The organism is Bifidobacterium xylocopae (assembly GCF_003315615.1).
In the GTDB taxonomy this organism is placed as follows: Bacteria; Actinomycetota; Actinomycetes; order Actinomycetales; family Bifidobacteriaceae; genus Bombiscardovia; species Bombiscardovia xylocopae.
This window is the reverse complement of record NZ_PDCH01000006.1, coordinates 24,073-36,105: the sequence shown is the minus strand read 5'-3', so window position 1 is coordinate 36,105 and position 12,033 is coordinate 24,073. Positions and strand designations below refer to the sequence as shown.

Below are 12,033 nucleotides of genomic sequence, written 5' to 3'. Positions count from 1 at the left end.
GGACGGATCAAGCGATCAGCATGTCGCTCGAGGAGGGGCGGCGGTAGTAGCGCACCGTCTCGCCGACCAGATCCCATCCGGCCCTGACCTGCTGGTCCAGGGCCAGGCCGTCCGTCTGGCCGACCTGCGGGTCCGGGACAGGGGGCAGGCTGGCGAAACCCGCCAGCACACCCGGATGCGCGGTCGTCCAGTTGAGCAGGTTGTAGAAGACCGCGTTGCACACGTAAGTTCCCGCGTCCGAGCTCAGCGTGGCGGGGATGTTGTCCCGGGCGAAAGCCTGCAGTATGGACCGCAGCGGCAGCCTTGTCCAATGGGCGGCCGGACCCTCCGGGTCGATAGCCTCACGCCGTACGGCCGGGGCGGATTCGGAGGAACCGCTCGCACGATTGGCGTCCTTGAGGTTCACGGCGCAGCGTTCCATTGCTATGCTCCTGGCTGAACGTTTCAGTCCGGTCGCGATGACGATCCTGGGGTCGAAGTCGTCTATGGCCTCAAGAAGCACCGGCCAGGCCCTGCCGAAGGAGATGGGCATGAAGACCGGCCGGATGCGCAGGTCCACACCATGCAGCGGATCGTCGTCCGCCCCCGACTCCGGCGCCGCCTGCTCGGCGAGCATACGGACCACCTCCGCCGAAGGATTGACCCGCACACCTTCGTATTGGTCGTACCCGGCGATAATTACCTTGAGCTGCTCCATACCCGACCAGTCTAGTCTGGGCCCGCACCGCCCGTATCAGTCCGCCCGCACAATCAACGCCAGCATCCGGCCTTCGTGGGATTTTCCAGCCAAGGCCGCCCGGCGATGCGAGTACCACAGCGGGTTCTCCAGCGTGCAGCGGGCATGGCGCAAGCGCTTCAGCCGTCCAGCCAAGTCCGGCCCCTCACCGTCCACGGCACACAGATCAGCCAACTCGGGGTCCGAGCGCAGGTACTGTGTCGCCGCCGCCATCCTCGGCCCACAGTCCACGAGCCTGTCGACACCTGTCTGCGCCAGGGCCTGCCGGGCTGCGCCGGAGATGTCGATACCCTGTCCCCCGAAACGGGTTGGTCCGGCCGTGCCAGGAAACCTCAGCGAGAAGTCGGCGGCGATCCGGTCGCCCACCTCGTAGCAGTCGGCGCAGATGGCCGGCCCCAGACCGGCGACGATGTCACGACGGCGAGCGCCCTTGGCGACCATCAGATCAACAACGGCAGTGATCACACCCTGCTCCAAGCCCCGCCGGCCGCAGTGGGCAGCGCCAATCACGCCCGAATGCGGGTCGGCCAGCAGAACCGGAAGGCAGTCTGCGGCGAACATACCCAGGGCGACACCTGCCTGTGAGGAGACCAGCGCGTCCGCATTCACCGAAGCCAGCTCCTGACGGGGCGAGCGATCGGCATCCTGGGCCTTGCCCGAATGCACCTGGCTGACCAAGGTCAGCGGCGCCCCCAAGGTCCGCTCCAAGGCCCGGCGGTTGGCGCCCACGGCGATAGGGTCGTCGCCCCCCTTGCCGCCCAGGTTGAGACTGGCGTAGTCACCCCTGGAGACGCCGCCCAGCCTGGTGGTGAAGACGACCTTGACCCCCGCCGCCAGGTCCACGGGTATAGTCACCGGTATGGGAGCGCCGGCCCCGTCATCGTGGGGGACCGCGCTGGAATCCACCAGTTCATGCTCCCGGCTCCATTCCCCGTAAGTCCCCTCATCCTCCATGACCGTCCTGCGCTCCCTCCTTGCCGCCCTAACCGGCTCCGCCCCGTCCATATCAGTCCAACGTCGCCAACTCGTCCCGGCTCAGCTTGAGCTCGCCGGCTTTGAGGGAATCCAGGATGGTCTGCGGACGGTGGGCGCCCGGCAGCACGAAGACGTGCTCGCCCTGAGCGAGCTCCCAGGCCAGCACCACTTGCTGGAAGGAGACGCCGTGGGCCTGGGCCACCTGTCTGAAGGGAGCGAACTTGGACTCGTCCTTGGGCTTGCGGAAACCGCCCAGGGGGCTCCAACATACGAAGGCCAGGTTCACCTGGCCCGTGTAGTCCAGAACCTTGCGGGTGTCGCGGAAGAGCGGGGAGAACTGATTCTGGACGGCCACCAGGTCCTTGCCCAGGACGCCGCGTGCCAGATCGATCTGACGCAGGTCGGCGTTCGAGATCCCTATCTGGCGGGCCACACCCTCATGGACCAGCTGTGCCATGGCCTCGATCGACTCCTGGTAGGGCACATCAGGATCAGGCCGATGCATATAGAGCAGGTCGATGGTGTCCACGCCCAAGGCCCGGGCGGACTCCTTGGCCCGGCGGATAAGGGTTTCCGGGCGGCCATCGACCCCCCAACCGGGTTTGCCGTCGCGGTCGAAATTACGGAAGTGGCCGACTTTGGTGGCCACCAGGACCTCGTCCTTGGGCCCTTTCCAAGAGGCCAGGGCCTCGCGGACCAGGTTCTCGTTGGTCTGCTCCGGTCCCCCTGACGCATAGTAGGACCATGCGGTGTCCAAATGGCGGCAGCCCGCGTCCAAGGCATCATGGATGGTTTGCACCGCCTGCTCGCGAGCGGGCTTGCCTTCGATGGACAGTCCCATGCATCCCAGCCCGACAGCCGTGGTCCGGCTGAATCCCAAAGTCCTCGTCAACAGCGTCATCATCTACTTCCTTTCCCTTGAACCGACTCATCACCGAGCCATGCTACCGACCGCAGGGCAGCAGGATCCGCTCCTCGCCCCCGTACACCGTCAAGCCTACGGGACCCCAACCGTAAACGCTAGCGGCCACCGAAGGAGCCGCCACCCGAGCCGCCCGATGAGCCGCCGAAGCCACCACCACCGAAGGAACCGCCCGAAGAACCCGAGGAGCCAGCGGCGCTGATTGTTTCCTGGAGCTGGGAGAAGCCGGAGGACAATTGGCCGCCCAGGTCACCGATTCCTGCCGAGAACCCGCGACCGACCGCCTGCAGGCCTGGTCCCTCGCTCCCCCAGCCGCCGGTGCGCCCGTATGGACGGTAGGACATATAGAGCAGTCCGCCGTAGTGGGCGTCCAACCAGTCGGAATCGGTCACCTGGGGGTAGGCCTTGGCCAATTCCCTCATCGCCTCCTTGCTGATGCCCAGGGCGGTGGCATACACCAGGTACACGTCCCATAGGGCCAAGGACTCCACACCACGCTCCCGGAAGGACGAAAAATCAAGCAGGTAGGCGCGCAGACCCGCCACTTGGCCCGCCCATTCCTGCCCCTGCCCGGTGAGGCCGACCGGCCTGCCGTAGCCCAGCGCGAAGGCGCAGGCCAGCAGCAGTACCGCGCCACAGATCCAGCCCAACATACTCTGCCCCGTCGCCGGCCCCAGCGCCCACAGGCCCAGGGCGGCCACCACACCAAGGAATTCAAGCACCATCGACCCGCTGAGTGAACGGGTGGCGGCCAGGGAGCCGAATTCGACTGCAACGGCATTGTCGAAACGGCTCATAAGATGCCAGGCGTCATGGTAATCACTGAATGAGTCCTGCATCTGCTTGAGATCGAAGACACGGCTGCCCAACCGCTCGGCGGCTTGCTTCAGCAGGGCCAGGGCCGCGAGCTCGCTGTTGGCCAGGGCGAGGGATTCCACATCCTCGTATGCCACCGGCCTTATGACGATTGTGGATGTGCCCTCCGCCCGATCCATGACCGTGCCCTTCGCTCCCATGGCCCGCCCCAGCTCCCGAGGGTCCACGGTCAGCAGGTTCAGACCGGCATAGCGTCGGACGGGACCGGGATAGACCGCAATGGCACCCTTGGAAGCCAGGGAAAGCACAGTGGCTGCCATCTGCCGCGAGTGCAATGCTTTCCTACCGCCGAACATGACCGTATTCAGCTCCGCAGCCGCCGCTGGCGACATCTGCGGGGCCTGCCGCCAGTACGTGATCGGGCCGGCGTAACGGGAGCTCCTGAAACTTCTGAAAGCCGAGCGGATCGCGAGTACGGCCATGGCCAGGGTGACCGCGGCAATCAGCGTCCACAGGGCCAGACTCAGGCGGGCCTTGATCGTCCGGCCGCGCCTCCAGGCTGCCTCCTGCCTGTCCTCCTCACCGGCGATGCGCTGCCCGGCCCGCTCATGGCGCACCCGGGGCACATCCCGGGTCAGCGTCCGGTCCATGATCACCTTGACATCCAGAAACTGTCCCGGGGACACCCGGTCGGCTTGGAAGTGCAGGTCCCCTCCGGCATCCCGCCAGTCGCTGGAGGGACCGGTGTAGTGGAGCCAGGCCTTGGTCGCGGCCCGCGCACGGTGCTCGCCCTGGGGCAGGTGGATGACACCTGACAGTTTGCCGATCTGCGTCTGGTTGCCGGTACCGACCGGCTCCCACTGGAAGGCGGTCACATCGTCGTAGGCCGTTGAGACGCCATGCATGGTGAAGGCGAGTTCAAAGACCCTGCTGTCGGCCTCCTTGAGCTCGGGGATGTTCCAGCCGATCTCCACCTGACAGGAGCCGCCGCCCATCTGGCATTCGCCCGGCGTCGGGTTTCCTGGGTCCTTGGGTCGTTCATACTCATAGTCGTACAGGTCATCGCCTTCCACCTGTGCGATGTACCAACTGTCGGCCTGGTCCTCATCCCAGTGGTCGGCCTGGCCCACATCGGAAGGATTCATACTGACGGTCTGCGGGTAGTTCTTGCCCCGGTCCACGTCCCGCACCGACACATCCGAGATGCCCGTGAGATTCTCCGGGTTGATCCTATAGCGCTGGTAGAGCTGCCGCCAGGGCTTGTCGTCCCCGTCCCCGTCCTCGCGGGCCCTCAGGCTCATGTCAATGCGCTCCTTGACCCTGAGGTCACCGTTCGGCAGGACGGTCACATCGTAGTCCAAGGCGTTGTATGCCAAGTCCGTTGAGTTGCCGGCGGCCGAAACAGTCGTGAAGAGTAAGGCCAGTACCAGACCGGCCGCAATGGCCCCAAGCAGGGAGAGGGTGAACCGTTTGCCGCTCCAGCCGCCGACGGACCGCACGCCCGCATCGGTTACCTGCAACGGCGCGGAGGGGCCGCCGGCCGGCGAGCCGCTACTGGCCGGGTCGATGCCCGTGGGACCGCCGTCGTTTTCAGGCACCCCTGCGTCACTGCTGGCTTTCACTGACTCCGCCGTGTTGGACGGCATCCTGTCGACTGAAGCGTTCACTACAGCCCCTCCCTGGAGGCACTAGACTCGCTTGCGGAAAGGACCGACCATACTGGTGCGGCCAGCCCTGTCACCCAAGGGACAATTACTTGCTGAAATCCACTTTCGGAACCTCCCGGGCCGCGGGTTCGGCCTCGAAGTACTGGGACTCCCGGAAATGGAAGAGAGCGGCGATGATGTTGCTGGGCACCTGCTGGATGCGGGTGTTGTACTTCTGGGTCACATCGTTGTAGAACTGGCGGGCGTAAGCGATTTTCTGCTCCAGGTCCGACAGCTGCCCCTGCAGGTCCAGGAAGTTCTGGTTCGCTTTCAGGTCCGGGTAGGCTTCGGCGGTGGCCAGCAAATTGACCAGTGCGCCGGAGAGCTTGTTCTCGGCCTGGGCACGCATGGCGACCGCACGGGAACCATCATTGGAGGCGGCGGAGGCAGCGGCTGCCTGCACGGCGCCGGCACGGGCCTGGGTCACCGCAGTGAGGGTGCCGGATTCATGCCCGGCATAGCCCTTGACCGTCTCCACCAGGTTGGGAATCAGATCGGCACGCTGCTTGAGTAGGACATCGATCTGTGACCAGCCGTTCTTCACCCGGTTGCGCAGACCCACCATGGAGTTATAGACGCTGACCCCCCACAGGACCAGCAGGACAATGACCGCCAGGATGATGATCAGCACTTTCGTAAGCATAGACATATCGACCATTATTCCATACCGCCCTGTCTGTACGACCAGGCAAGACGGAGCGGCCCCCGACCACGGAGGGTCAGGGGCCGCCGGATACAGGCTACGGGCGTGGGCCCGTCAGCGATCAGTCCTCATCGTCGAAGGGGTCGAAGTCCCGGCGCACACGGCGACGGGGGCGCTCGGAACGCACTTCGCGACCCGCCTCGTACTCGTCATAGTGCTCGTCCGCAGCATAGCGGGGGTTTTCGCGACGGCCACGGTATCCGCCACGGCCACCGGAACGCTCATGACGACGCTCGCCACCCCGACGGTCGGAACGCTCACGCCGCTCGTGCCGCTCGGAACGGTCGCCACGGTCATGGTCACGACGACCGGTACGCTCGGAACGATCACGGCTGGACCGCTCGTCCCGGTCATAATCGCGATCCTCACGACGGTGGCGGGGGCGGGAGACTTCCTCTTCAACGAAGTCATCCTCGACCACCGCGGGCTCATCCTCGTAACGGGGGCGCTCGGAACGGCGTGCCCGGCCGCGATCGCGGTCATGATCACGGTCACGACGATCCGGACGGCCCGCGCGGTCATGGTCGCGCCGGGCCGGACGCTCGGAACGCTCACGGCCACCGCGGGAACCTGACTGCGTCTCCTCGAAACCGGGAATGGCCAGGGAGATCTTGCCCCGGTCATCCACACCCTGGACGATGACCTGGACCTCGTCACCCTCCTGGAGCACGTCCTCCACGGCATCGATACGCTCACCATTCGCCAGGTTGCGGATCTGCGAGATGTGCAGCAGGCCGTCGGTGCCCGGCGTGAGGTTGACGAAAGCGCCGAAGCTGGTCGTCTTGACGACCTTGCCGTCATAGGTTTCACCGGCCTCGGGCAGGTGCGGGTTGACCAGCTGGTCGATGGTCTCCTTGGCCTTCTCGGCGGCCTCGCCGCCCTCGGAGGAGATGTAGACCGTGCCGTCATCCTCGATGGACACCTCGGCACCTGTCTCATCCTGGATCTGGTTGATCATCTTGCCCTTGGGCCCGATGACCGCGCCGATCTTGTCCACAGGCACCTTGGTCGTGATGATACGGGGAGCGGTCGGGCTCATCTCGGCAGGCTCATCGATGCACTCGGTGAGCACATCAAGGATGGTGGTGCGGGCCTCCTTGGCCTGTTGGAGAGCGCCCGCCAGGATGTCGGCCGGAATGCCGTCCAGCTTGGTGTCCAACTGCAGGGCGGTGATGAACTCTGAGGTCCCTGCCACCTTGAAGTCCATATCCCCGAATGCATCCTCGGCACCCAGAATGTCGGTCAGGGTCTTGTAAGCAGGCCGTCCATCCACCTCACCGGTGACCAGGCCCATGGCGATGCCGGCGACCGGGGCCTTGATCGGCACACCGGCGGCAAGCAGGGAGAGCGTGGACGCGCAGACCGACCCCATGGAGGTGGAGCCGTTGGACCCGATGGCCTCGGAGACCTGGCGAATGGCGTAAGGGAAGTCCTCACGTGAGGGAAGCACAGGAATCAAGGCACGCTCCGCCAGGTTCCCATGACCGATCTCGCGACGCTTCGGAGAACCCATGCGACCAGTCTCGCCCGTCGAATACGGGGGCATTTCATAATTGTGCATGTAGCGGCGGGTGGAAGGACCGGACAGGGCGTCGATGGTCTGCTCCATCTTGAGCATGTTCAGGGTGGTGATTCCCAGCACCTGGGTCTCGCCGCGCTGGAAAAGAGCGGAGCCATGCACGCGCGGCACGATGTCCACCTCTGCGGACAGGGTGCGGATGTCACGCAGGCCACGGCCGTCGATGCGATAATCCTGGGTCAGGATACGCCGACGGACAATCTGGCGCTGGAGCTCCTTGAAGGCGTTGCCCAGCTCTTTATCCTTCTCGTTGTCCTCCATATCGGAGAACTCGTCGGCCAGGGCCTGGCGGACGTGTTCCTTGATCTCATGGATGCGTTCCTGACGGGGCAGCTTCTCCGCAATGGAGAGGGCCTCATCCAGGTCGGCGTGCGCGATCTGGTCGATACGGGCATACAGCTCGTCCGAATACTCCGGGAAGAGTTGGAATTCCTTGGTGGGCTTGGCGGCCTGGGCCTTGAGCTCGGACTGCGCCTTGCACAGGACCTTGATAAACGGCTTGGCGGCTTCAAGGCCCTCGGCCACAACGGCCTCGTCGGGCTTGATCTGGCCCTCATTATAAATGAGCTCCCAGGCGTTCTTGCCAGCCCCAGCCTCAATCATGGCGATCGCGACGTCGTCGCCCTCGACCACACGACCGGCAACGACCAGCTCGAAGACGGCGCGCTCGCGCTCGCTCCAGCGGGGGAAGGCCACCCACTGCCCATCGACCAGGGCCAGGCGCAGACCGGAGACCGGACCCTCGAAGGGCAGTCCGGAGATCAGCGTGGACGCGGAGGCCGCGTTGAGGGCCAGCACATCATACGCATCTTCCGGATCGAGCGCCAGGATGGTCTCGACGACCTGGACCTCGTTGCGGAAGGTATGGGGAAACAGCGGACGAAGGGGGCGGTCGATCAACCGGCAAGCCAGAATGGCCTCGGTGGAAGGACGGCCTTCACGGCGGAAGAAGGAGCCGGGAATCTTGCCGGCGGCGTACATCTTCTCTTCCACGTCTACTGTCAGCGGGAAGAAATCGTAGTTCTCCTTGGGGCTGGACCCTGCGGTCGTGGTCGACAGGACCATCGAATCGTCATCCAGATATGCGGCTACAGCCCCATCCGCCTGCTGGGCGAGACGACCCGTCTCGAAGCGCACCGTGCGCCTGCCAAATGAACCATTGTCAATGGTGGCTTCTACAGCCTTGATTTCGGGACCCTCCATAGGGTTCCTCCTTTGTTACTGCTGTTACTTCTTGTTTCCTGATACCTGCTACTTCATTCATCCTCGTGCATGCCGGACGCGACATACCTGATCGCGTGCACTTGTCGGCAAAATCCATGCCTGACGGTGTCGCATCGGCGCCTGGCGGGACCGGTCCCGGCGTTTCCACGCCCTTCCCCGGCATCTATCCGCGGCGCTCGCCGCCCGTCTCATCGTTCACTGTTCAGTTCTTCGGCATGCAAAAGCGCCCGAGCGCACAGGCCCGGGCGGAAGCTCTCATTAGTGGCGCAGTCCAAGACGCTCGATCAGGGACCGGTAACGCTCGATGTCCACCTGCTTCAGGTAGTCGAGCAGACGGCGACGATGACCGACCATGAGGAGCAGGCCGCGACGGGAATGATGGTCGTGCTGGTGCGTCTTCAGGTGCTCGGTCAGGTCGGAGATGCGCTTGCTCAGCAAAGCCACCTGGACCTCGGGGGAACCCGTGTCGCCCTCGTGCGTCGCATACTCGGCAACGATCTTGTTCTTCTCTTCCGTCGACAGTGCCACGGTCTCTCCTCGTATCCGTTGCGCGGTGCACCAGCCCAATGCTGAAGCGCTCTCAATCCGCGGGCGAATCACGCCAAACAATCAGTATACACCAGGCACCGGCCACAACTTTCCCCAAACCTGCCGACCCTGACAGTGAGGACCCGGGGGGGGGGGGCCTTGTCCACGCGCCTCGCCTGGCAGCTCACACCGTTCGTTCTGGTGGAAGCGGCATCGAAACAGGTCCTGCCGACCCCGGATTCCCGCCCACCACCGCACCCAACCGCGCATAGCTTCATTGTTTGAGGGGGCGCAGATGGTAGGCCGTGATGGCTGCTGCCAGGGACAAGAGATAACAAGCCACGTTTACCACCAGGACCGGCAGGTATGAACCAGCCAAGTCGAAGACCGTACCGTTGACCGTGTTCGCAAGTGCCACCGAGAGGACACCGGACATGGTCAGAATGCTCAGGATCTCCGCATAGTCGCGTTGCCCGAAGGACCGCCTTGCCAACCAAGGTAGCGCCACCAGCAGCACACCCTGCCCCAATCCGGCCAGGAAACCCGAGAGCGCGGCGGTGGTGGGCTCGACGAGGACCATCATCAACCCCCAGCCGACCAGACCTACCGCTGAATATATGGTGAGTACCAATTCCGTCTTCAACTTGTCCAGAAGGATGCCGATGCTGGCCTTGCCGATAGCCGCCCCAAGCATGATCCCGGACACCACGAACGCGCTTTGCTGCAAGGTAAGGCCCCGGGACTGCCCGTAACCGGATACGTGCTGCACCATTCCGGTAACCCATTGGAGGAGCACATAGCAGGCCATCAGCAGGAGGAAGGTGGGGGTTCGATAGGCCTTCCTTGCCTCAATTCCAGGGACTTCGGAACGATCGTCCGAGGCGCCGGGGACAGCCCCGGTTGATGGGCTCTCACCGCCAAGCTCTTCCGTCGCCCCCATCCCGTTCGGGGCAACGGCCCCGCCCAGGCTGGGGCGGAACCGCAAGACGAACAATGAAAACGGCAGAATGAATACCGCGAGCAGAAGGGCCGTCAAGCGATAAGCCGGCCGCCAGCCCAGATCCGCGATCCAGATTGAGACAACGGGATTGAACACCATCCCACCCAGCCCCGATAGCCCCAGGGCGATGCCCATCACCAGGCCGAGCCTGCGCTCAAACCAGTTGGAAAGCAGGACGGAGGGCGCCAAGGTGATTGGTATGACGTATGCCACACCGATCAAGGCAAAGGATATATAGAAGTGCCAGAGGCGGGTGAAGAAGGACTGGACAAAGAAAATCACCACGCATGCGATGATGCATAGGCTGAGCAGAAAACGTGAATCGACACGCTTCATCAATTTCCCCGAGAACAACATGGCCGCAGCACCCGCCAGGTTCATGATCGTCGAAGTCAACGCAATCTGTGTGCGCGATACACCGAGCTCTTTCGAGAGAATCGGATAGTACAGGCCGGGCGTGTTCACAATGAGCCCATAGCCCACAAAGGACAGCATGCAACAGCCCAGGAAGACGAGCCATGGACGCCAGGAACGCTTATCGCTATAAGAGGTTTGCCGCTGCGCCGAAGTCAAATTACCAGGCCTCCCTGCAGACCGCTTCGAAGGATGGGACATCCAGATGACTCTACGACGGCGGCCCCTACATAACCGGCCATTTATCCTTACCGTCACGACTGGTTCACCTTTCCCGAACATGCACTGTCGGGGGGGGGGGGGCAAAAGCGTCGATGGTCACTTTAGCCACAACATCCCGGCAGTCCCATGAATCACTCTCCCTCACCGTCCCTCATCCATTCGTTGTTACTTGCATATACGCCACCAAGCACCTCCGGTGTGTACCCTATCGTGTACCCTACGTGCCCGTACAGTGCCGCTTTCTGCCGTAAATCTTGCTTAGTCAGCCAGGCGGGGAGCCTGGCCCGGATATAGCAAAAGCCCCCGGAAACAGTGGGTTTCTCGCTGTTTCCAGGGGCTTCCAGTTGGAGCGGGCGACGGGAATCGAACCCGCGTAATCAGTTTGGAAGACTGAGGCTCTACCATTGAGCTACGCCCGCAGAGGCCATGAACTCGATTCAGAGCATACCACAAGGGGCCGCCCTCTCGGACACCCCCATGGCCGACCGCCGATAGCCCAGGGAACAAACCGTTGCAGCAGCGCTGCATTCGGGGTGGGCCACCGACAACCGGGCCGGCCATTGCCACGCGGCACGCCCGCTGATTGAATCCTGTCGGCCCCGCTGCCACAACTCCACGCGGCGGCGCGTACCCCTCCTCCCCATTGGCACCCGACCTGATGGGGCAGGGGAGGCCGCTCCTTGATCAGCGAGTCCCGGAAGGTTCACGTATGCAAGGAGCCGAGCATGACGACAGCCGAAGCGACCGGCCCATCATGGGTCAGCGAAATCAACCACGAAAGCGAACCGGCGCACGCCACCGATTCATATAACCGGGCATTTACGCGATCGGACAAATACACACCGGGCCGGGAACGCGAATCATCCAGTATCTCGATGGCCGCCCAGGGGAAGCGATCAATCGTATAGGGGGCCGGACCCGAACCCAAGGCGGCGGACCAGGCCTTGAGGACGGCTTCTTTACCCGCCCAACGGGCGGAAAGGTGAACCGCCTCGTCGTCTCCCTTCAAACGGGCGCGCTCATGGCACTGGCGCAACTCACGCGGCGAGAACAAGTCGCCCATGTGCGAGCCAGGGCCGGCCAGCTGCCCCCCGAAGGTTTCCACATTCACCACATCGTGGCCAAGACCCATGATGTCCATTGATATGAGACCCCGAATCGCCTAGCTTATTCATCACCGTCCAGACACCCAGTTTCACCCGAGCCGT

At 63.7% G+C, this 12,033-nt stretch carries 9 protein-coding genes and 1 tRNA gene; all 10 read right to left on the bottom strand.

Annotation, left to right across the window (positions count from 1 at the left end; genetic code table 11):
• Positions 1-7: 7 nt before the first annotated feature.
• Positions 8-697, bottom strand: coding sequence for a pyroglutamyl-peptidase I (locus tag CRD59_RS03910; protein ID WP_113853318.1), 690 nt, complete (start codon positions 695-697; stop codon positions 8-10).
• Positions 698-733: 36 nt separating this feature from the next.
• Positions 734-1,690: a polyphenol oxidase family protein gene (locus tag CRD59_RS03905; RefSeq protein WP_113853316.1), complete on the bottom strand. Its 957-nt coding sequence runs from the start codon at positions 1,688-1,690 to the stop codon at positions 734-736.
• Positions 1,691-1,742: 52 nt separating this feature from the next.
• Positions 1,743-2,615 (bottom strand): aldo/keto reductase, encoded by an 873-nt coding sequence (locus CRD59_RS03900; RefSeq protein WP_407923108.1) that lies wholly within the window; start codon positions 2,613-2,615, stop codon positions 1,743-1,745.
• Between the two features lie 116 nt (positions 2,616-2,731).
• Positions 2,732-5,116, bottom strand: coding sequence for a DUF2207 domain-containing protein (locus tag CRD59_RS03895; RefSeq protein ID WP_113853314.1), 2,385 nt, complete (start codon positions 5,114-5,116; stop codon positions 2,732-2,734).
• Positions 5,117-5,201: 85 nt separating this feature from the next.
• Positions 5,202-5,804 (bottom strand): LemA family protein, encoded by a 603-nt coding sequence (locus tag CRD59_RS03890; protein WP_407923107.1) that lies wholly within the window; start codon positions 5,802-5,804, stop codon positions 5,202-5,204.
• 115 nt (positions 5,805-5,919) lie between these two features.
• Positions 5,920-8,640 carry a polyribonucleotide nucleotidyltransferase gene (locus tag CRD59_RS03885; protein WP_113853310.1) on the bottom strand — a complete coding sequence of 907 codons (2,721 nt, stop codon included), beginning with the start codon at positions 8,638-8,640 and terminating at the stop codon, positions 5,920-5,922.
• Between the two features lie 279 nt (positions 8,641-8,919).
• Positions 8,920-9,189, bottom strand: coding sequence for a 30S ribosomal protein S15 (gene rpsO, locus CRD59_RS03880; protein WP_113853307.1), 270 nt, complete (start codon positions 9,187-9,189; stop codon positions 8,920-8,922).
• Between the two features lie 274 nt (positions 9,190-9,463).
• On the bottom strand, positions 9,464-10,684 hold the full coding sequence (locus CRD59_RS03875) for an MFS transporter (RefSeq protein WP_236632709.1): 1,221 nt from the start codon (positions 10,682-10,684) through the stop codon (positions 9,464-9,466).
• A 486-nt stretch (positions 10,685-11,170) separates the two neighbouring features.
• Positions 11,171-11,244, bottom strand: a tRNA-Gly gene (locus tag CRD59_RS03870).
• A 284-nt stretch (positions 11,245-11,528) separates the two neighbouring features.
• Positions 11,529-11,966, bottom strand: coding sequence for a holo-ACP synthase (locus CRD59_RS03865; protein ID WP_113853303.1), 438 nt, complete (start codon positions 11,964-11,966; stop codon positions 11,529-11,531).
• Between the last annotated feature and the right edge of the window lie 67 nt (positions 11,967-12,033).

Bases quoted from the DNA above. Each gene is read 5' to 3' on its own strand.
- CRD59_RS03910 (WP_113853318.1), bottom strand. From the start codon at position 697: ATGGAGCAGCTCAAGGTAATTATCGCCGGGTACGACCAATACGAAGGT.
- CRD59_RS03905 (WP_113853316.1), bottom strand. From the start codon at position 1,690: ATGGAGGATGAGGGGACTTACGGGGAATGGAGCCGGGAGCATGAACTG.
- CRD59_RS03900 (WP_407923108.1), bottom strand. From the start codon at position 2,615: ATGATGACGCTGTTGACGAGGACTTTGGGATTCAGCCGGACCACGGCT.
- CRD59_RS03890 (WP_407923107.1), bottom strand. From the start codon at position 5,804: ATGTCTATGCTTACGAAAGTGCTGATCATCATCCTGGCGGTCATTGTC.
- CRD59_RS03885 (WP_113853310.1), bottom strand. From the start codon at position 8,640: ATGGAGGGTCCCGAAATCAAGGCTGTAGAAGCCACCATTGACAATGGT.
- CRD59_RS03875 (WP_236632709.1), bottom strand. From the start codon at position 10,684: ATGCTGTCCTTTGTGGGCTATGGGCTCATTGTGAACACGCCCGGCCTG.
- CRD59_RS03865 (WP_113853303.1), bottom strand. From the start codon at position 11,966: ATGGACATCATGGGTCTTGGCCACGATGTGGTGAATGTGGAAACCTTC.